Annotated in this window: 27 protein-coding genes, 1 tRNA gene and 1 pseudogene; 12 read left to right on the forward strand and 17 right to left on the reverse strand. The window is 64.8% G+C overall.

Translation table 11 applies throughout. From position 1 onward, the window contains the following. Positions 1-14 precede the first annotated feature (14 nt). The gene (locus tag AC1RNC_RS24150; RefSeq protein WP_492888565.1) at positions 15-1271 is read left to right on the forward strand and encodes a tyrosine-type recombinase/integrase; all 1257 of its coding nucleotides are present in this window, start codon (positions 15-17) and stop codon (positions 1269-1271) included. Between the two features lie 137 nt (positions 1272-1408). Then, the gene (locus AC1RNC_RS24155; RefSeq protein ID WP_492888566.1) at positions 1409-2317 is read left to right on the forward strand and encodes a helix-turn-helix domain-containing protein; all 909 of its coding nucleotides are present in this window, start codon (positions 1409-1411) and stop codon (positions 2315-2317) included. A 13-nt stretch (positions 2318-2330) separates the two neighbouring features. Here the strand turns inward: AC1RNC_RS24155 and AC1RNC_RS24160 are convergent, their stop codons facing one another. Next, on the reverse strand, positions 2331-2870 hold the full coding sequence (locus AC1RNC_RS24160; RefSeq protein ID WP_492888567.1) for a hypothetical protein: 540 nt from the start codon (positions 2868-2870) through the stop codon (positions 2331-2333). 478 nt (positions 2871-3348) lie between these two features. On the opposite strand from AC1RNC_RS24160, the pseudogene AC1RNC_RS24165 reads away from it, so the two are divergent. Beyond that, a pseudogene (locus AC1RNC_RS24165) lies at positions 3349-3735 on the forward strand (sugar transferase); the annotation flags it as partial. Here AC1RNC_RS24165 and AC1RNC_RS24170 read toward each other — a convergent pair. The 3 genes from AC1RNC_RS24170 to traA form a co-directional block, all read right to left on the reverse strand. Then, positions 3733-3788: transfer RNA gene (locus tag AC1RNC_RS24170), tRNA-Cys, on the reverse strand. The pseudogene AC1RNC_RS24165 and the gene AC1RNC_RS24170 sit on opposite strands and share 3 nt — an antisense overlap. 249 nt (positions 3789-4037) lie before the next feature. Continuing rightward, positions 4038-4736: a DUF6118 family protein gene (locus tag AC1RNC_RS24175; protein WP_492888568.1), complete on the reverse strand. Its 699-nt coding sequence runs from the start codon at positions 4734-4736 to the stop codon at positions 4038-4040. 11 nt (positions 4737-4747) lie between these two features. Continuing rightward, positions 4748-7621, reverse strand: coding sequence for a Ti-type conjugative transfer relaxase TraA (traA, locus tag AC1RNC_RS24180; RefSeq protein WP_492888569.1), 2874 nt, complete (start codon positions 7619-7621; stop codon positions 4748-4750). Between the two features lie 171 nt (positions 7622-7792). Between traA and AC1RNC_RS24185 the strand changes: the two genes are divergently transcribed. Together AC1RNC_RS24185 and AC1RNC_RS24190 are read left to right on the forward strand one after the other, a co-directional pair. Continuing rightward, positions 7793-8059: a conjugal transfer protein TraD gene (locus tag AC1RNC_RS24185; RefSeq protein ID WP_492888570.1), complete on the forward strand. Its 267-nt coding sequence runs from the start codon at positions 7793-7795 to the stop codon at positions 8057-8059. Beyond that, a complete protein-coding gene (locus tag AC1RNC_RS24190; protein WP_492888571.1) occupies positions 8043-8363 on the forward strand; it encodes a conjugal transfer protein TraD in 321 nt (106 codons plus the stop codon). Before AC1RNC_RS24185 ends, AC1RNC_RS24190 begins: the two co-directional genes overlap by 17 nt. 8 nt (positions 8364-8371) lie before the next feature. On the opposite strand, the gene AC1RNC_RS24195 is transcribed toward AC1RNC_RS24190, so the two are convergent. Next, the gene (locus AC1RNC_RS24195) at positions 8372-8812 is read right to left on the reverse strand and encodes a helix-turn-helix domain-containing protein (protein ID WP_492888614.1); all 441 of its coding nucleotides are present in this window, start codon (positions 8810-8812) and stop codon (positions 8372-8374) included. Positions 8813-8956: 144 nt separating this feature from the next. On the opposite strand from AC1RNC_RS24195, the gene AC1RNC_RS24200 reads away from it, so the two are divergent. Then, positions 8957-9205, forward strand: coding sequence for a DUF7662 domain-containing protein (locus tag AC1RNC_RS24200; protein WP_492888572.1), 249 nt, complete (start codon positions 8957-8959; stop codon positions 9203-9205). Between the two features lie 290 nt (positions 9206-9495). Here AC1RNC_RS24200 and AC1RNC_RS24205 read toward each other — a convergent pair whose 3' ends face one another. The 4 genes from AC1RNC_RS24205 to AC1RNC_RS24220 are packed head-to-tail and all read right to left on the reverse strand — an operon-like array spanning position 9496 to position 11180. Further along, positions 9496-9990: a hypothetical protein gene (locus AC1RNC_RS24205; RefSeq protein WP_492888573.1), complete on the reverse strand. Its 495-nt coding sequence runs from the start codon at positions 9988-9990 to the stop codon at positions 9496-9498. Continuing rightward, complete coding sequence (locus tag AC1RNC_RS24210; protein ID WP_492888574.1) at positions 9983-10324, reverse strand: sigma factor-like helix-turn-helix DNA-binding protein; 342 nt, start codon at positions 10322-10324, stop codon at positions 9983-9985. The genes AC1RNC_RS24205 and AC1RNC_RS24210 overlap by 8 nt, the downstream gene beginning before the upstream one ends. Next, complete coding sequence (locus tag AC1RNC_RS24215; RefSeq protein WP_492888575.1) at positions 10324-10785, reverse strand: hypothetical protein; 462 nt, start codon at positions 10783-10785, stop codon at positions 10324-10326. Before AC1RNC_RS24215 ends, AC1RNC_RS24210 begins: the two co-directional genes overlap by 1 nt. Beyond that, a complete protein-coding gene (locus tag AC1RNC_RS24220; protein ID WP_492888576.1) occupies positions 10782-11180 on the reverse strand; it encodes a hypothetical protein in 399 nt (132 codons plus the stop codon). The genes AC1RNC_RS24215 and AC1RNC_RS24220 overlap by 4 nt, the downstream gene beginning before the upstream one ends. A gap of 203 nt (positions 11181-11383) precedes the next feature. Between AC1RNC_RS24220 and AC1RNC_RS24225 the strand changes: the two genes are divergently transcribed. The 3 genes from AC1RNC_RS24225 to AC1RNC_RS24235 all read left to right on the forward strand — a co-directional run bounded on the left by AC1RNC_RS24225 (position 11384) and on the right by AC1RNC_RS24235 (position 12235). Beyond that, positions 11384-11620, forward strand: a complete 237-nt coding sequence (locus tag AC1RNC_RS24225) for a helix-turn-helix domain-containing protein (protein WP_145731222.1) — start codon at positions 11384-11386, stop codon at positions 11618-11620. A 208-nt stretch (positions 11621-11828) separates the two neighbouring features. After that, the gene (locus tag AC1RNC_RS24230) at positions 11829-12032 is read left to right on the forward strand and encodes a helix-turn-helix transcriptional regulator (protein ID WP_492888577.1); all 204 of its coding nucleotides are present in this window, start codon (positions 11829-11831) and stop codon (positions 12030-12032) included. Continuing rightward, entirely contained in the window at positions 12029-12235 is a 207-nt protein-coding gene (locus AC1RNC_RS24235) for a helix-turn-helix domain-containing protein (RefSeq protein WP_492888578.1), read from the forward strand. The genes AC1RNC_RS24230 and AC1RNC_RS24235 overlap by 4 nt, the downstream gene beginning before the upstream one ends. 168 nt (positions 12236-12403) lie before the next feature. On the opposite strand, the gene AC1RNC_RS24240 is transcribed toward AC1RNC_RS24235, so the two are convergent. The 5 genes from AC1RNC_RS24240 to AC1RNC_RS24260 all read right to left on the reverse strand — a co-directional run bounded on the left by AC1RNC_RS24240 (position 12404) and on the right by AC1RNC_RS24260 (position 15026). Further along, positions 12404-12688, reverse strand: a complete 285-nt coding sequence (locus tag AC1RNC_RS24240; protein WP_492888579.1) for a type II toxin-antitoxin system RelE/ParE family toxin — start codon at positions 12686-12688, stop codon at positions 12404-12406. Then, entirely contained in the window at positions 12685-12978 is a 294-nt protein-coding gene (locus AC1RNC_RS24245) for an antitoxin of toxin-antitoxin stability system (RefSeq protein WP_492888580.1), read from the reverse strand. The genes AC1RNC_RS24240 and AC1RNC_RS24245 overlap by 4 nt, the downstream gene beginning before the upstream one ends. 253 nt (positions 12979-13231) lie before the next feature. Beyond that, positions 13232-13645, reverse strand: a complete 414-nt coding sequence (gene vapC / locus AC1RNC_RS24250; RefSeq protein WP_492888581.1) for a type II toxin-antitoxin system tRNA(fMet)-specific endonuclease VapC — start codon at positions 13643-13645, stop codon at positions 13232-13234. Next, a complete protein-coding gene (vapB, locus tag AC1RNC_RS24255) occupies positions 13645-13866 on the reverse strand; it encodes a type II toxin-antitoxin system VapB family antitoxin (RefSeq protein WP_492082362.1) in 222 nt (73 codons plus the stop codon). The genes vapC and vapB overlap by 1 nt, the downstream gene beginning before the upstream one ends. 86 nt (positions 13867-13952) lie before the next feature. Further along, positions 13953-15026, reverse strand: coding sequence for a tyrosine-type recombinase/integrase (locus tag AC1RNC_RS24260; protein ID WP_492888582.1), 1074 nt, complete (start codon positions 15024-15026; stop codon positions 13953-13955). Between the two features lie 110 nt (positions 15027-15136). Between AC1RNC_RS24260 and AC1RNC_RS24265 the strand changes: the two genes are divergently transcribed. Continuing rightward, on the forward strand, positions 15137-15358 hold the full coding sequence (locus tag AC1RNC_RS24265) for a helix-turn-helix domain-containing protein (RefSeq protein WP_492888583.1): 222 nt from the start codon (positions 15137-15139) through the stop codon (positions 15356-15358). 463 nt (positions 15359-15821) lie between these two features. On the opposite strand, the gene AC1RNC_RS24270 is transcribed toward AC1RNC_RS24265, so the two are convergent. Genes AC1RNC_RS24270 through AC1RNC_RS24280 form a run of 3 tightly spaced genes read right to left on the reverse strand, consistent with a single transcriptional unit; the run spans position 15822 to position 17253 of the window. Then, positions 15822-16520, reverse strand: coding sequence for a DUF6118 family protein (locus tag AC1RNC_RS24270; protein WP_492888584.1), 699 nt, complete (start codon positions 16518-16520; stop codon positions 15822-15824). Positions 16521-16531: 11 nt separating this feature from the next. Next, positions 16532-17011, reverse strand: a complete 480-nt coding sequence (locus AC1RNC_RS24275; protein ID WP_492888585.1) for a hypothetical protein — start codon at positions 17009-17011, stop codon at positions 16532-16534. Positions 17012-17016: 5 nt separating this feature from the next. Beyond that, on the reverse strand, positions 17017-17253 hold the full coding sequence (locus tag AC1RNC_RS24280; RefSeq protein WP_492888586.1) for a hypothetical protein: 237 nt from the start codon (positions 17251-17253) through the stop codon (positions 17017-17019). A 244-nt stretch (positions 17254-17497) separates the two neighbouring features. On the opposite strand from AC1RNC_RS24280, the gene AC1RNC_RS24285 reads away from it, so the two are divergent. Together AC1RNC_RS24285 and AC1RNC_RS24290 are read left to right on the forward strand one after the other, a co-directional pair. Further along, positions 17498-17743 carry a hypothetical protein gene (locus AC1RNC_RS24285; RefSeq protein ID WP_492888587.1) on the forward strand — a complete coding sequence of 82 codons (246 nt, stop codon included), beginning with the start codon at positions 17498-17500 and terminating at the stop codon, positions 17741-17743. A 67-nt stretch (positions 17744-17810) separates the two neighbouring features. Further along, positions 17811-18488 carry a hypothetical protein gene (locus AC1RNC_RS24290; RefSeq protein WP_492841359.1) on the forward strand — a complete coding sequence of 226 codons (678 nt, stop codon included), beginning with the start codon at positions 17811-17813 and terminating at the stop codon, positions 18486-18488. Positions 18489-18499 lie beyond the last annotated feature (11 nt).

Genomic DNA, 18499 nt, shown 5'->3' on the forward strand with positions numbered 1-18499 from the left:
GAGCGAGGTGGCGTATGGCGCGTCTTCTGGATCGACTCACCGTTCTCAAAGTTCGGAGCTTGCAGAACGCAGGCCGCTACCCAGACGGGGGCGGCCTCTATCTTCAGATCACGCCGAGCGGCGGGAAGTCGTGGATCTTCCGCTACCAAGCCATGGGCAAGGAGCGGCAGATGGGGCTTGGGCCGTTGGAGTTCGTGTCCCTGGCGGAAGCGCGCGAGAAAGCGCGTGTGGCACGGCTGCAGAGGTACAACGGCGAAGATCCGCTTGGCGGCCATATCGCTCGGCGACCCAAGGCCGTCACTGCTGGCCCGAAGGGTGTAACCTTCACGGAAGCGATGGTCGCCTACATCGATGGCCACAAAGCCGCGTGGCGTAACGAGAAGCACATCCAGCAATGGTCGAGCACGCTCAACACCTATGCCGTTCCGCATTTCGGATCGAAGTCGCTGGCCGAAATCGATACCGCCGACGTCCTTAAGGCGCTTGAGCCGATTTGGTTGACCAAGTCAGAGACCGCCAGTCGACTGCGAGGAAGGATTGAAGCCGTGCTCAGTTGGGGCGCGGTGCAAGGTTATCGCCAGGGCGAGAACCCGGCCCGTTGGAAGGGTCACATCGAGATGATCCTGCCGGCCAAGTCCAAGGTGGCGAAGGTCAAGCACCACGCCGCGCTCGATTATAGGGACATGCCAGCTTTCATGGCCAAGATGCGCTCTCAGGGCGGGGTTGGAGTGCTGGCTTTGCGCTTCGTCGTCCTGACAGCTGCGCGCACTGGCGAGGTGATTGGCGCCGACTGGAGCGAGATCGATTTCAAGAACAAGGTCTGGACGGTGCCGGCCTCGCGGATGAAGGCCGGTCGTGAGCACCGTGTGCCGCTTAGCGCGCCGGCGATCGAGATCCTGGAGCGCCAGCGTGCTGTATGGTTCGAGATCGAGGGGCGGCGACATCGCAAGACACTGAAGGAGGGTGAGACCGGGCCGACTGGGCACGTGTTCTGGGGGCAGGTGGCTGGCAAAGGGTTGAGCAATATGGCCCTGCTCGCCGTGTTGCGTCGTACGGGCCACGATGACCTCACCAGCCATGGCTTCCGCAGCACGTTCCGCGACTGGGCGGCTGAAGAAACTGAGTTCGCGAGCGAGGTGGTGGAGATGGCGCTTGCTCACGCCATCAGCAACAAGGTCGAGGCAGCCTATCGCCGCGGGGACCTCTTTGAGAAGCGGCGGACGTTGATGAATCGGTGGGCCGAGGCGTGTGCTTTGCAGGTACGTACCTAGCGCAGAGGATTTGCAGGCCCGTGCGAACATAGTAAATTCAACGGCTTGGCTGCAAAGAGGCCGTTTTCGGCCCCTAGCAAAATCAAAGGCTTAGCCGACGGCTGCAAACCAAAATCGGGCCTCCTGGGAGGCGCGAAATGAGCCTCGAAGCCCGCAACTGGGCCCGCCGCATCGGCGGCCTCTCGATCGCCGCCAAGGCGGTCCTGATGGCCCTGGCGGATCATGCCGACGTCGAGGGCAAGGCCTGGCCGAAGCTAAAGACCCTGGCCGAGATCACCAGCATGACCGAGCGCCATGTGCGCCGTCAGATCGGCGTGCTGGAAGGCCGGGGGCTGGTCATGCGCGAGGACCGCTTCCGCAAGGACGGCGGCCAGACCAGCAACATCTATCGCCTGGCCATCGAGCGGCCGGCTTCGGATTCCCAGCCAGCAGATCAAGCGGAGCATCCATCAGGTCTGCCCCGGAAGGATCAGCCGGTCCGGGGGAGGCGGACGCTCAGGTCCGCGCTAGGAACCACACCTGAACCTTCCTCTTCTGACGAAGAAGAAAGCGCGGACGTGGCTGACCCGGACACCAAGTCGTCCTTCGACCAAGCTTTCGAAGCCTGGAGAACCATGAGCCCGGCGCGCCTGTCCCGTCCACGCGCCTGGCCGCTCTGGCGCCGCTTCGCCCGCCGCCTTTCCCCGGCGCGGCTCCTGGCAGCCGCTTTGCGCTACCTCCGCGAGGATCCTGACGTGAGGCGCTACGGTATGCCGCAAGGGCTCGCCAACTGGCTTGCCGACGAGAAGTTCGAAGCCTGGATGCCGGTAGCAGCGAAAGCCGCGTCGCCGGCAGCGTCATCATCGGTCCCCGCAGCGCTTAGAGAGGCCGCAGCTTTGCGCAAGGGCGCGGGTTGGACCGCCAGTTGGCTAGCGCCGTGCCGCTATGACGCCATCGCACGCGTTCTCCACGCCAGGACCGCTTTCGCGGCAAAGATCATCGCCTCGGAATTGGGAGGGCTTCTGCGCGATCTCGAGGTCAGTCTGGCGCCGGTGATGGCGAGTTAAGTGGGCGTATGGCTCAGCGACGGCGGTCCACCTTTCCTGGGTAGAGCATGGCCGGCCAGTCGCCAGGCGTCAGCTGGACGCTACGGCGACTTCTGAACCGCACGCCAAGATCTTCCGGCTCTATCCGCAGGATGTTCAGCTTCCTGAAGCCTAGTTCGACGGGTTCGAGCGGGAAGGGACGTCGGCCATAGTAAATCCAGAGGCGGAGATCGTTGTCGGAGAGGCGGCCGAGTTTGAGTAGAGACTCATGCCGCCAACAGCTGTCGATCTCGAACACGATACGCTTTGCGCCGACATCAATGGGCGTCCAGACGACATCGAACCGACCCGTCTGAGACATCTTGCGGTGGCCTGTGGCGACTTCCACCTGCGCGTCAAATCCAAGGCGGCCGCCAAGATCGAGCATACGCGCCTGGATGAGGTTGTGTCGCTGCAGCTTGGACGTCGCGCGCGGGAGAGGCGCGGTAGCCTCAGCATGGATCTGGTCGATCAAGGCGATCGGGAGCTGCCAGTCGCCATCGGGCGCTGGCCACAAGGAGATTGGTTTGAGCACGGAAGAGGCCTTGCAGAGTGAATTTCACTCCGCTTCGCTGCCCTTTATCCTTTCCCGGCCTCCGGTATTCGGGGCGAGTGGACCCAGCGGCAAGGATCTCTGGACACGCGGTCAATGACAGAGCGTCGCGACGGCCTCAGAGAGGGCGTTGAAGTATTTGAAGCGCCGCACCCACAGAGTTGTCGCAATTTCTCGCGACAAGCGAGAGGCTCGGACGCGCCGGGCGTAAGGTGCGGACGTGCATTTAATTACAGTCCGAACGACAAAGATCGTCGAACTAGTGTAGAAATGGCCGTCTAGGTCCAGGGCGGCGCCTGCCAATAGGGCGCGCGATGTGCCTTGAACGCGCAAGAATCGCTGCATTGCGAAAAAGGTTGGTTAACAGCTACGACGAGCGGTTGTTTGCGGAACGCTGATTTAGTAAAGGCTTCCTAAATCATCGGGCAAAGACCCGGACACATACACTGGTGGGGACCACGTGCTGATCGTATCTAATCCGTCAGCGGATCAGCGAACTTGCGCCGTGAAAGCGTCGCTGGTTGCTAAAGATCCGCTCAAGCGAGCGATGGATATTCTGGTGGCGGGCGGCGCATTGCTGTTCTTCGCACCGCTGCTCGCGCTCGTCGCCGTCCTGATCAAGCTGGAATCGCCGGGTCCGGTGATGTTCCGACAGTCCCGCGGCGGGTTGAACGGCCAAGCCTTCACCATCTTCAAGTTCCGCTCGATGCGGTGCCAAGAGAACGGGACGAAGGTCGTCCAGGCCAAGCGTGACGACGACCGCATCACCACAATCGGCCGCATTATCCGTAAAACTAGCATCGACGAGCTTCCCCAGCTCCTCAACGTGCTGAAGGGCGACATGTCCCGGAATCGAACCGGGGTGCACGGATTTGCAGTCCGCTGCGTCACCACTCCGCCACCGGGCCATCCGGGTGTCGACGCAAATCACGTCGGCGGGGGAGGGCGTTCGATACAGGAGCCTCAGCAGGGCTGCAACTTCGAATTTGCGTTCTCACCATCACCCGGTTGGTTGACGGCTGCGCTCGACGAGAAGGCCTCTTAGATGACCCAGTCTCACAAGCATGCCAGCACAATGCTACGTATCGTCATCATTGTCAACTCGCGTGTTCCCAAGGCCACCCGAACGTCAGACAGGGGAGGGCCACCTCAGCGGTCACCCAGCAGACCCTTGCGGTGAGGCAGAGGTCTACCGTTACTTTGACGCCGCCGCTGAGGCGCATCGTTCGCGCAGGCCCTGGCGACAGAAGGGCCTGTTTCCAGCCGATCACGGAAAGACTGCCAACGCTGCGGATCGGCGACGGCAAGCAGTCTCTCTCCAGCGGCCCAGGGCTCACGCCCGAGGGTTCGGGCCGCCAGTCTCTCCGGCCATGCCCAATGATCCGGCGCCGCGCGGGCAATGGTGTTCGGCGCCGAGATCCCGAGGAGTGCGCCGACCACGAGACCGGCCGCTCCTAGCTGAAGCAAGCGCCGGTTCTGGGCGCCAGCCAGGCGCGCGCTCTCGATCCGGCCTTGGAGATCTCGCATCACCTGCTGCAGCATCGCTTGGGTTTGCTGCAGCAAAGCCTGGTCTTGACGCCGCGCGTCCTCGGCCGCCACCGCGATCTGGCGCGCCATCTGCGTCGGATCCGTCGCCAGGGCCGGGCTTGTCATCACCTTTCCCAATCGGCTGATCGCGACCGACACGCCCTTGGCGATCTGGCCCAAAGTTTCACTGTAGTCCGGCGCCGGAGTCCGTTCCGCCGCGAGCCCCGCGACCGCGACAGTCAGGAGCGCCACCTCGCGGCGGAGCGCTTCGAACGCCGTCGCCGCATCGGCCGACTCTTCCACTCCAGCAGTCTGCTCCATCGCCTTGTCTCCTAGATGCCAAGCCCGCGCCTGCGGCCAATGCCGAGGTATTCGATGAGCCCCCGTCCGACGCTGCGTGCCACATCGGAAGGCAGACCAAGCTCGGCCCGCCGACCGCGCAGCAGCGACTCCACCTGCGGGTCCCGCTCCAGGCTCTTGGCCATGGCCCCCATGCGGTCCTTGACCTGGCGGGCGCCGGTCATGTCGCCGTCGCGGTGTAAGGCTGTTCGCTGGCGCTCTAGGCCCCGCCAGCGCTCCACGAAACGATCGGCCCTCAGGCGCGGATCGGCCCGCACCTCCGCTTCCAACTGGAGGACTCGGATCGCGCGCTGCGTCCGCCCCGACGCAACCTCACCAACCAGGCCGGGCTCACGGAGATAGGACCGCTCCAGATCCTTTGCGGCGTGCGGACCGATCTTCCCCATGGCCTCGCGCGTCTCCTCCAACGCCCGCCGCTGGTGAGCCAGCACCGGCAAGCCGCGGTCGTTCATCCGCATCACATCGACCGCGGCGCGGGCGTGACGCTCGATCGCACGGTGCTGATCAAGCTGGCCGACCTCCCGCGCCGGCGCAGCCGGCTGACGCGTCGGGCTCCCGGGCTTAAAGCCATCGAACATCCCGCGCTGGCGCTGCTGCGGCGGCTTCGTCTGCATCGACGCCGGCACGTAGATGTCGCGGCGCTCCGCGAAGTCGCTGGCCATGTCCTTGGCCCGCTCGCGCGAGAGCACGCGGGTCAGCTTGCCGAGATCTTGGAACTCGTCCTGGCCGTAGTGGATCTGCACGCTATCGCGATGCCGGGAGAGGGCGACGTAGGCGCCGTGACGGTCCATACCGGGCGTGGCCAGTACATGGGCGCGGTCGACGGTGACGCCCTGGCTCTTGTGGATGGTGGCCGCGTAGCCGTGATCGACCTGAGCGTAGTCCTTCAGGTCGAAGACGACCGAGCGGCCCGCGTCGAGGCGCCCGGCGTCGAGACGCACCGTTATTTGGCTGGGCGAGACCTGCTCGATCTCGCCGAGCATGCCGTTCTTCACGCCCAGCCCACGATCGTTCTTCAGGAACATCAGCCGATCGCCGGTCGCGAACGAACGCTCGCCGCGCTCGGCCTTCACCGTCACGTCCTCGCCCAAGGCGCCGGCCTGGCGCAGCCGGTCGCGAGCCGTCAGGTTCAGCTCGCGCACTTCGTCATTGGTGTGGGTGAGGATGATCCGGCTCTTGTCCGGCTCGGCCACGCGCTCGCGATCCCAGCGCTCGACCAGATCCTCGCGCGCCTGGTCGCGGGTCTCGGCGGCGTGGACCATGCCGCGCGCGTCGTAAGCCGCCAGCGCCTCGCCCGTCCGCCCCGTGGCCAACTGGCGGGTGGCGTCGCGCTGCCAGTCCTCGTGCTGCCGGCGAACCTGGGTGATCTCGACGTGCGAATGGCGCTCGGCGATCGACCGGAACGCCGCGCCCGCCTCGATGGCCTGGAGCTGCTCCGGATCGCCGACCAGCACCACCTTGGCCCCGGCCTTCTCGGCGGCCGACAGAAGCCGCTCCGTCTGCCGCGAGCCGATCATGCCGGCCTCATCGACGACCAGCACAGTGCGGGCGTCCAGCAGCTCGCGCCCTTGGCTCCACTGATGCTCCAGGCTGGCGATGGTGCGGGACGCGATGCCCGATCCGCCCTCCAGGTTCTCGGCGGCGATGCCGGACAAGGCCAGACCCTGGACGCGATAGCCGGCGTCCTCCCAAGCCTCCCGCGCCACGCCCAGGAGCGCCGACTTGCCGGTCCCGGCATAGCCGACGACGACGCCAAGATCCCGACTCTCGGTGACGTGCTCAAATGCGGCTCTCTGCTCCCCGGTGAGAACAAGGCCGCGCTGCTCGGCGCGCGCCACGGCGCGGCGCTGTTCCAGCTCACTGACGCGGTGCGCCCGACGCTCGGCCATCAACGCCGAGGCGCGATGCAGGCGGTCCTCGACCGCGATCATCTCGCGGCTGGTGAACCGATCCTGGCCATGCCCGTCCTGTCCCAGCGCCACGATCTCAGGCGAGGCCTGCACCGCGCTCATGGCGCGGTCGAACTGTTCCTTGCCGTCCGAATGGCGGTGGATGAACATCGCCAGATCGCGGCGCGTGAAGGTGGCCTGCTGCTTGGTAATGGCGTCCAGAGCAATGCGCGGATCGGCGATGATCCGCTCGCCATTGGACCGCGCGATCTCGTGGTGTTCGTCGAGACGATCCGCCTCCAGGCCTTCATCCGCCCGACGTCCAGCGGCCGGCCCGATCTTGTGCTGCGGCTCAAGGTCGATGCCCTGGTCGTCCAGGCTGCGATGATCGATCCGCGCGTCGATGTCGAGTTGCGCCAACCGCTCATTGACGTGATCGGCCCAGGCCTCGCGCCAGTGCTCGACCAGTTCGGTGCGGTTCCAGTCGCGGACCTTTGCGCCGAAGCCGTCTTCGCCCACTTCCCGCATCGACAACATGACGTGGGCGTGGGGCTTGGCCAGGCCGTCAGCTCCAATGTCCCAATGCACATTAAGGTCGGCGACCATGCCGCGATCGACCATCTCGCGCTGCACGAAGTCGCGGGCCAGTTCGATCCCTTGGGCCTGGTCCATCTCGCGCGGAATGGCGAACTCGACCTCGCGGGAGAGCTGAGCGTCCTTGCGCTTCTCGCCGGCCTCGACCGCGTTCCACAGCGCCGCGCGGTCGGAGAGGTGCTCGGGCGCGCCGTCCGGCAGCATGACCTCGGAATGGACGACGCCGCTCTTGTTGGTGAAGTCGTGGTCGCGATCCAGCCGCTCGTCGTGCAGCCGGGAGGCGGAGCGATAGGCGGCCGAAGCCACGGCGCTGGCCCCGGTGGCGCGGCTGATGACTTTGACGGAGAAGTGGAAGATCGCCATGGCGACAGACCACTTAACATCCTGAGCGCACGTCGGCACGACGTATAAGCGCGCCCTCCAAGATTAGAATCTTAGGAGGGACCGGGCCGTCCCAGTCTGTTCCGGCGACCTTAGAGCATTCCGAGGCCCACTGTTTTATCCTGAGCGCATCCCGCCATCATGGAGACTACGATGCGCAAACCTCGGGACTTTGACGCCGAACTGAAGACGCTGGAGGGCAAGGCCAGGACGCTCAAGGAACGGAAGATCAAACAGCTCGGCGAACTGGTGATCGCCACTGGGGCTGACGCGCTGGATGCCGAGACCCTGGCGGGCGGACTGCTTGGCCTAGTCGCGACGAAGGACGCGGCCCGAAAGGCGGAGTGGCGCAAACAGGGTGCGGGGTTCTTTCATAGCGGGAAGGGTGAACCTCCGCGCGCTCTTGGCGGCGACCAATAACGCGATCCGGCGAACTACGGCGGCGCGACACCGGTTTGAGGCGCGGCGGGCCAGGGCCGACACGCGAGCCTGGGTGATGCAGCGGCGGGAGCGGACCCATCATCTGATCGAACTGGGCGGCCTGGTGCGGAAAGCCGGGTTGGTCGAACTGACCGGCGACGATCGCGCCGCGCTTTACGGCGCGTTCCTGACTCTGGCGATGATCCTCCAGGGCGGAGATCGCGAACACACCTTGGCCCTCTGGCGGCGGGGCGGAAAGCGCGCGTTCGACGCTGAGGCCCGCACAGCCTCAGAGGACCGCTGAGCCTTGCCTCAGCCCTTTTCGCGGGTTTCGTCTTCGGCCATGGCGCGCACAAGATCGAGAACCTGGCGACGGACGCGACCCCGGCCGATCTTCGGGAACATCTCGGCCAGTTCCAGGCCTTCGGGCGTGTTCAGGAACTCGGTGACGACGCGCTCGGCGGCAGCGCCGACCTCATCGACATCGTTGGTCATCGGGTCGGCGAGTCCATCGAAGAAGTATGACACCGGGACCTGAAGCGTCTTGGCGATCTCATACAGCTTCGATGCGCTGACCCGATTGGCGCCGCGCTCGTACTTTTGCACCTGTTGGAACGTCAGCCCCAGCGCGTCGGCCAAATGCTCCTGGCTGATGCCCAGCATCTTGCGGCGCATGCGCACGCGACCGCCGACGTGGAGATCAACGACATTGGGCGTGCGGGCTTCGGGTGTATCGGTCACGAAAGTCTCCATCGCATCGGTTGGTCGGCGCGCCGCCAACCGGAAAGGTGCTTGGCGGCGCAAGGAGGCCAAGCGCGGCGGCATTTCAAGGTCGTTCTCCAGTTACGCTAGCACCCCTGGATTCGACGCATTCGGATCAATCAGCCATGCTGAGGGATGCCCAAGTACGATCCCCTGTCGGGTCATCTGCGTCGCCAGCGTCAAGACGAACTCGAACTGACCTTCGCGGAGATCGAGCGCGTCCTTGGCGCCATGCTCCCCAAGAGCGCAGCCCTGCCTCAGTGGTGGTCGAACGTCACCGACCCAAAGACAACCCACGTGCAGCGCAAGGCCTGGCGTGACGCCGGCTATGACGCCTTTCTGCTGACCGGTAAGGACTGCGTTCGCTTCAAGCGGACCCGCTGAGGCGGCTACTGGGCCAGGCCTGTCCGACCGACCACCGAACTTAAAGCCGCCGCCGACCTTCGCTCGGAGACAGGACGCCCTGGATCGCTTGGTGGAACAAGGGCCGGACGGGCTGGCGCGCGTCAAGGGGACGCCCTTCGGGCGTCTCGCGGAGCGACGGCGAAGCCGCCCTTGACCCGCACCATCCCGCCCGGCAGAGGCTCTCCAAGCGCTCCAGGGCGAGCACCGACCGTTCCGGTCCTGGCTCCCGCAAGTTGGAGTGGGCAAGGCGGTTGCCGTAGGTGGCGCAGCTAGCGCTTGCAAACGGGCGCCCCGCAGTTCGGACAGCGTGCGGTGCGCAGCTCCTCCATTGTCGCCTTGAAGAGGTCGTACCCGTCGCCCTGCTGATGGACCATGACCTGGAGCGCCACTTCCAACTTGGCGACGACACCGTACAGGTCGCGTGCGCGAACCTTGGGTAGGGCTTCGAGCCATGCCTCGCGTTGGTCGAACAGCGGCTTCAACTGCGCGTCGATGGCGTCCATCTCTTCGGAGGGCAACAATTCCCCGCGCTCCTCTGGCGTCATGCGCTCCCATCGCTTCTGACGCACAAGGATGGTCTCCAGATCCGACCAGCGCAGACCCAGACGGTCGATCTCCGCGTCGAGCGCCAACCACTCAGCGCAGCGGGTGATGGCCTGATCCGGGACTGCTGCGCCACCCGCGCCAGCGACGACGGGCGCGGCGCTGGCGGCGCCGATGACGACGCGCCGGGAAACGGCGAAGGGTTCCTTGTCGTCAGACATCGGGATGCTCCGCGTTGGAAAGGTTGATGGGCTTTGGGCGGACGCGCTCGATCAGATCGACCGTGCGGGAAATCTCGCAGAGCGCGTCGGCTAAGCGCGCCTGAACGTCGGCGACGGAAAGCCCCAGGTGGCGAGCGATCAGCGCGTAGTCGAGCGCCTCAATCTGATTGAGCAGGAAGACGTCCCGCGTTTCTCGGCGAAGGCGCAAGACCGCGTAGGATAGAACCTGCTGAGCGTTGTGCGGATCGAAGACACGGCCGCGCCAGAGATCAGGATGCCGCCACCGCCACCACTGGCTGACCACAAGCGGCCAAGACCTGCTGAGGCGCGCCATCACGCGGCGCCGTCATGATCGGAAGCATCGCACCCGGCGGCCTTGACAACGGCGTCGATCAGATCGCGAACCGTCGTACAAGCCCGCGACCAGCAGACCGACGCGATGGCCTCCGGCGGCATCCACGAGATGGCGTGGACTTGATAGTAGGGGCCGAGAAGCGCGGCCAGTTCGGGAAGGGCCGCCGGGGCGCCGTTGAACCCCGCGCGCCGCGCGAACCGCAACGCCTTGCTCAGGTCGTGTCGGAGATAGACGCGGTTCCAGTCGTCGCTGATCCCGCGGTGCAGCAGTTGAGCCTTCAGCGCCAGTTCGATCGCGATGGCCAGGAAGTAGCGGGTGGCCTCGGGATGTCGCCGCAGTGCCGCCTCGGCCGCTTCGTGGAAGCCGGCCGCGTTACGGCGGAACGTCGCCGCCAGCGGGCGGTCGGCGCCGTCGCGCCGCCGGGCGACCCGGCGTTTCACTTGCCACCGGAGGAGAAGGCCGCGAGGTCGCGGGCTGCGCGGGTGATCAGGCCGTGGGCTTCGGGATGGTCTTCCACGAAGATCAGGCGCGCCGCCACCGCCAGGTTGGCGGCGACCGCCTCAATGCTCTTCGCGGGCTTCGGCCGCATGGTCTTCAGAAGGGCATGCCCCTCGACCTCCAGCACGTCGAGCCGAGCGTCGATCTCGGCAAGCCTGGCGCCTTCAGGGATCGCGGCCTGCTGGTCCGGTGAAAGGCGATACCAGCTGCGCTTAGTTATCAGCCAGCCTTCGAGCGTGCCCCATTCGAGCTGGAGGTGCCGTTGTTCGGCGTCGATGGTCAGCCAGCGGACGCAGACGGCGACAGACGGGTCCGCTACGACCTGGGGCGCGGGCATAGCCGCAACCCCACAGGTGACGGCGCTGCCAACCATCATTGCGCGCCTGGAAGGTTCATCCAGGCGCGCAGGCGCGCGCCCCGCCTTTCGACGTGACTCCATGGCCTCTGCTCTATAATCATAAGTGACGATTTTATTATCATCCGTCACCGGCGAGGGGTCAATCATAAAATGATCATATACGATAATAAAATTATCGCCTGATGATTACGGCTGAGCAAATCAAGGCCGCTCGCGCTCTTTTGGGCTGGAGCCAGCCGCAACTGGTTGCAGCCTCAGGCGTCTCGTTGCCGACCATCGTGCGTATGGAAAGTTCGGTCGGACCTGGCCGAAGCTCTGCCTCAAATGTTGATGCGGTTCGACAGTCGTTAGAGAATGCCGGCGTGATGTTTCTGTCGGCCGACGAGATCGGCGGGCCAGGCGTGCGCCTGAAGAAGTAGCCCGCGAGCGCCGCAGCGGACCGCTGCCAAGGTCATTGGGCCACGCTACCGCCGCCGCCGGGCGCGCCGACCTACGCTTTTGGCGCCCAGAGCCTGTCTTTGTTTCCCAGAGTACGATCTGGCCCCGCGAGGCCTTGTCGCTAGCAGCAAGCAATCCAATTCTGGCTCATCGAATGCCTTGAGATCCCAGTCTGTGGAGCTTGCAGCGATGACCGACCTGGACCGCATCGTCCGCCTCAAGACCGTGCTGGTGCGCACGGGCCTTAGCCGCTCGACCCTCTATCGGAAGATCCGCGAGGGGACTTTCCCTCAGCAGGTGCGTATCAGCGTCCACGGCGCGGGCTGGCAGGAGTCGGCGATCAATCGTTGGATCGCCGATCCCGTTGGCTTTCGGCCCGAGGCTTCGTCATGATCAGCGCTGAACGTCCGCGTCCTGAACGCATGGCTTATCGGGTGGGGGAGGCCGCCGAGGTTCTGGCCATCAGTCGGAGCCGCTTCTATGAACTCGTCGCCGAAGGACGGATCCGAACGCTCAAGGAAGGCGCAAGAACTCTGGTGCGACGTTCCGAACTCGAGCGCTACCTCGATGAGCTCGACGGTCGCACGGAGCGTTGAGCCTACTTCTTGGGATCAAAATTGGGGCAGGGCGGTGTGGCAAGGCAGGGATAGACCCTGGGGCGCGATCGCTGGTGAGCGACACAGACCTTTGGCTCGGCGGGAGAGAAGGGGGCTCGTCGGGCATCGGCAACTGGTCGTTCAGATACGAACGTTGAGAGCGAAGGTCTATTCGCGCAGCGGGGGCCAGTGCCGCGACGCGTGGAGGAGCGCCAAGATCCACACTGTGTCACCGTCCACTTCGTAGACTAGGCGATAGGATTCATGGGGGAACAGTTCTCTTGTCCCCGCGACCAGGCCCGGCCGGCCCCTCATTGCAAATTCGGCGAGGGAAGACGCCGCATCAGAAAAAAGCTGGTCCATGCGCAGGGCCGCTCGCGGGTTCTGAGCGGCGATATAGTCCATGATGTCGAGACGATCTAACCGGGCTGAAGCTGTCCAGCGGACATTCACCTTTGCGCCTCATCCGCCTTGCTCTCGAGCGCAAGGCGGCGCGCGGCGAACTCTGTTTCGACCTCAGCATTTGACCAATCCTGGCCTGCCGCGCGATCGCGACGACCGGCCTCGATCTTGGCGCGGACAAAAGCATCATGATCGCGTTGGTCGCGCTGACGCTGGACGTAGTCGCGCATCAGATCACGCACGATTTGCGAGGCCGGCCTATGGGCAGCCTGGGCTTCGGCGATAAAGGCGTCGCGCAACTGCGGTTCGAGCTTCAGGGTGAAGACGGCGTCTTTGCCCATTAGGTGCTCTCCACGGCGGGTAATGAAAACGTATATACGTTGTCTGTATGCCGAAGGCCAGCGTCTGGCGCGCCTAGAGCAGCGCGTCCCTGAGGTCAGCCAGGTCCAACAGGAAGTCACCGCCCCGGCCGTCGGCTCGATCGCGCAGAAGGGTCTCGTCGAGAGCGACCTTGGCGCTGGCGCCCAGATCGATGACACCGAAGGCCGCGCCGCTCGGATCGGAACCGCTCAGTCTCCTTCGCCGGGCGACGCGCTAGTGTGCGTCAGGCACCAGCCAGTCCTCGCAGCGAAGGCCTTCCACGCGCTGAAACTCCGACAGATTGCCAGTGACGACGATAAGGCCGCGCGATCGTGCGTGGCCAGCGATCAGCACATCGTAGCCGCCGATCGGCTGGCCCATACGTTCCAACGCCGCGCGGACCTCGGCGGCGTGGTCCGCGGCCACAGCGTCGAACGGCAACACCTCCAACTTCGCGGCGAAGCGCTCGACTTCATGCCGGTTGTGCTCGGGGCGCGCGGACTTGGCCGCGCCGTGTAACAACTCGGTCAGGACGACTGTGGAAATGCACAGGGCGTCGGCGTGGAGGTTGAAGCGTTCTCGCAAGCTCGGCGGACGATCTCTTAAGACGCGGATGCACAGGTTGGTGTCCAACAGATAGCGAAGCATTAGAAGGCCTCGCGCTCCGGGGCTTGAGGTTGGTCGCGTTGACCAAGATCGACGCCAGGCGCGCTAAAGAAATCGTCCCACAGCGCGTCCGACGGAACGATGACGCGACGATTGCCCTCGCGGAGCACTGTTACCGAGCGGACACCCTCAGGGAAAGCTACGTCCTTTGGCAACCGAACGGCTTGGGTGCGGTTGGATTGAAACAGCGTGGTCTTGGTCATGGCTGGACTCCGGATATACCAATTGTATATCCCTGGCCGGTGAAGTCCATCTGGTGCGGCCGCGGCGCCATCTTCACGCATAGTCATCAAGGCCCGTCCGGCAGCATGGCGACGCCGGCCGAAGGTGGAAGGGATAGAGGCGCGGGCGCGATCCGCCGACGCGCCAGCGCCCGGGCGATCGCGCCGCGATTGGCATAACGCTCCAGGCAACCGAGGTTGCGGAAGCTATGCCCTGTGCAGAAGGCCACCTCCTGCAGCGTCCAGCCGGCCGCGAGCCGCTCGGTGACGAAGGTGCCGCGCAGATCATGGAAGGTGAGGTCGGTGATCCCGGCCTTGCGGCAATAGAACCGCCAGGCGTTGCGAAAGCCGCCGTCTGAGGCCCACGGTTGCCCGTCCTGGCGCACGAGCACGAAGGCGCTTGAGCGAGGCGCCATCGCCAGGGCGCTGGCCAGTCTCGGCGTGATCGGTACGGCGACGTCCTGACGGGTCTTGGCCTGACGGAGGCTGATCACATCGCCGTCGATATCGCTCCAGCGCAGGGCCAGGAGATCGCTTTGCCGCTGTCCTGTCTCCAGGGCCATGATCATCGCTAGGCCAAGGCCTGGCGGCGCCACGACGACAAAGCGTTCGACGTCGTCCGGCTTCCAGACCTTGTAGCGACGATCACTGCGGTAGAGCGGCGGAATGCCAGCGGCGCGATTGCGCTCGACGAGGCCGCGCCCCGCCGCCCAGCCGAGCACGGCCTTGAGCACTTGGACGCCATAGTCGGCCCGGCGCGGACTGGCCGCGCGGCGGTCGCGCCAGGCGAAGATCCGTTGCGCGGCGCTCTTGTCATCGAACGCCGCCAAGGCCTCGCGGCCGAAGGCCAGGCGAATTCGCCCGAGCTGCTCGCGATAGTCGTCCTGGGTGCGGGCCGCCAGGCGCTTGAACTCTGGCGACTGCTGATAGCGCCAGATCAGATGAGCAAGGCTGCCGGCCTTGGGCTCGGTCCCGAGAAGGGCCTGATCGAGCCGGGTGGCGAACTCCTTGGCGTCCGGCGCGCCGAGGGGAATGTAGCGGCGACCGCGCCGCAGATAGGCCTGGGCGTGGTCGCCGCTCTGGCGGGGGAGGGCGACGACCACGCCCTTGGGCATGGCGCTCGATCGCGAGATCGCATTCATCCGACAGCTCCAAATCATCCTGTTGGCGCATGAATGCTACGTATCGTCATCATCGTCAATGCTACTTATCGTCTGTCGATCCAGAGTCATCATTTCCGGATGGTTGGGCGATGAAAGCCACGCCCTCCGCTCTTCGCCGTATCGTCGCCGATAACGTCCGGCGTCTTCGCCGTGGTCTGGAGATGAGCCAGGAGGAGTTGGCGGCGCAGGCTCAGTTGCACCGCACCTATGTCGGCGCGATCGAGCGGGCTGAACGCAATCTCTCGCTCGACAATATCGAGCGCCTGGCCCTGGCCTTGAAGGTCACGCCTGCGGCGTTGCTCACGCCGTAAATTTGCTGAAAATCGCGATCACGTGATCGCGCAAAATTGCGCAAATTTTGCGCTATTCGTCCACCCCCGTGCAGCGCTGTCCCGTCGCTTCCACACGGCGAAGGGAGGTCAAAACGGGGGTTGGTCTTCGTGAGAAAATCGTAAGTATTTGAAAGGTTTGCGGGAAATCCGGCAAGTGCCCGGACTCCGTCTCCGCTGCGTCACCACTCCGCCACCGGGCCATCCGGGTCGACGACGCAAATCACGTCGGCGGGGGAGGGCGTTCGATACAGGAGCCTCCGCGGGGCTGCAACTTCGAATTTGCGTTATCGCTGTCGCCCGGTTGGATGACGGCTGTGCTCGACGAGAAGGCCTCTCAAGTGGCGCGGTCTCACCAGAACCCGATCATAATGCTACGTATCGTCATCATTGTCAACCCTTGCGTTCCCCAGGCTGCCTAAGCGCCAGATGGGCGAAGGCGACCTCAACGGTCGACAGGCAGACCTTTCCGGTTGGTCGGAGGCCTTTCCTTAGTTTGACGCCGCCGCTGCGGCGCATCGCGCGCGCAGGCCGTACTGCCAGAAGGGTCGGCTTCCAGCCGCTCAAGCAGAGACTTCCAGCGCTGCGGATCGGCGACAGCGAGCAGTCTCTCACCAGCGGCCCAGGGTTCACGACCGAGGGCTCGGACCGCGAGTCTCTCCGGCCATGCCCAATGATCGGGAGCCGCGCGCGCAATCGCGTTTGGCGCCCAGATCCCGAGGAGCGTGCCGAACAGTAAACCGGCAGCTGTGAACTGAAGCATGCGCCGCTTCTGGATGTTCGCCAGGCGCGCGCCTTCGATCCAGCCCCGCAGGTCTCGCGTTGCCTGCTGCAGCGCCTCCCGCGCTTGCTGGAGCAGAGCTTTGTCCTGACGGCGCGCGTCCTCGGCCGCCACCGCGATCTGCCGCGCCATCTCCGCCGGACCCGTCGCCAGGCCCGGGCTGGTCATCACCTTTCCCAATCGGCTGATCGCGACCGAAACGCCCTTGGCGATCTCACCCAAAGTCTCAGTGTAATCCGGCGCCGAGGCCCGTTCGGCCGCGAGCCCAGCGACGGCGACATTCAAGAGCGCCACCTCTCGGCGCAGCGCTTCGAACGCCGCCGCAGCATCGGCTGGCTCTCCGGCCCCAACATCCTGCTCCATCGTCTTTCCTCCTAGATCCCAAGCGCGCGCCCCCGGCCGATGCCGAGGTACTGCGACAACCCTTGCCCGACGCTGCGCCCCAGGTCGGAAGGCAGACCAAGGTCGGCCCGCCGCCCGCGCAGCAGCGACTCCATCTGCGGGTCGCGCTCCAGGCTCTTGGCCATGGCGCCCATGCGATCCTTGACCTGGCGGGCGCCGGTCATGTCGCCCGCGCGGTGCAGCGCTGAGTGCTGACGCTCCAGACCCTGCCAGCGCTCGACGAAGCGGTCGGCCCGTAGACGCGGATCGGTCCGAACCTCCGCCTCAAGCTGAAGAACCCTGATCGCCCGTTGCGTCCGTCCGGAGGCAACCTCACCGGCCAGACCCGGTTCGCGCATATAGGCCCGCTCGAGATCCCTGGTCGCGTGCTGGCCGATCTTCCCCATCGCCTCGCGTGCCTGCTCCAACGCTTGCCGCTGATGGGCGAGCACCGGCAGGCCGCGGTCGTTCATGCGGATCACAGTCGCTTGAACTCGGGCGACTGTTGATAGCGCCAGATCAGATGGTTGAGGCTGCCTTGGGCGGGCTCGGGACCGAGCAACGCGTTGTCGAGCCGTGTGGCGAAATCCCTGGCATCGGGCGCGCCCAGCGGGATGTAGCGGCGGCCGCGGCGCAGATAGGCCTGGGGCAGGGCGCCGCCGCGACGCGGCGGGCCGATAACGACGCCTTTGGGCATGCCTGTCGATCGCGACATCGCACTCATCTTCGCAGCTCCTGATCGTCCGGCCCGGCGCCGGCGCCCGTTCAGGTGCTACGTATAGTCATCCATGTCAATGCTACTTATCGTCTTCATGAGCTCGGTATCCTCGTGGGGCGAGGGCAGAATGCGGTGGAGCTCCTCGCGGAGGCGTCGGCGAGGCAACTGAAGGTTAAGCTTGACCTTAAACCGCTCCGAAATAGTTTTGCTCAACCTTGCCGTCAGCAACTTGGAGTCGAACATGATTGTTCTGGCGTTGACGGGCTTGGCGCTTTTTGGAGGCGGCGTTGCGCTCAAGGTTTGGGTGGATCGTCGCCAATTCTACCGTCGTAACGTTGCCGGTATCGAGGAGTTTGCATCCTATGGCGAGGCGGTGGCCGCGCGTGGCCTCGAGGGGCTTGCGCGCTTGGGCGCCCGTTCGGCGCAGGGCGTTGGGTTCATCTTGCTGGGCTTTGCGCTGATCCAAATTGTGTTCAAGCACCCGTGAACGTCCAGCGCCGAGCGTTGCGCGACCTCAATCCCGCCTTTCCTGCCCTATAGAAATGGACTGTTCGATGAGCCTCTACGATTTCATCAAGGCCGACGAGCATCACGTCGCGCGCGAACGCTTGCTCTACACCCGCGCGGCTTACGAAATGAAGTTGCATGGCGCCCGGCACGGTGTGCAGGTTCAGATGACAGAGCCGGAAATTGATAATCGTGGATACGATTTCACAGTTGTTATCGGCTATGAGCCGCTACATCTGCAAAACAAGGCCACTGTCAGCGATACTACGGTCGGACGATGGGATATTCATGCAAGTCTCATCCAGCCGCGTTGGCATGATCGCGACTTGGCCCCATTTAATCGCGGACTGCCGATCGGGAACTACGACGGCGCCTCGGGCGGCGTCCTGCTGCATGAGATCTGCGCGCAAGCGGCCAAGGCTGGCGAGCTGAAGGTGCGGTACTTCTACTTCGACCAATACTATGCCGCCGGTGTCGCTTCGGGCGCTGTGGCCGCGCCCGGATTTTCCGCTAAGGACGCGGCGGACCTCTTGGATCTCTTGCAGAACGCCGTCGGTCGCTTCCAGCTTCCTAAACGCGCCTTTCTGCCTATTTCGTCGCCCGCGGCCATTCTCGCGCTGCGCATGCAGACACCAGGTCCGAGCAACTACATGAGTCTGGCGGGGGAGGGCGATGTGATCGGTTTGTGGTCGCATGAGCTAGAGGCCTGGAAACCCGCAGCCTGACGGTGGGTAGT

Source organism: Caulobacter sp. GW822-FHT01G02 (assembly GCF_058802865.1).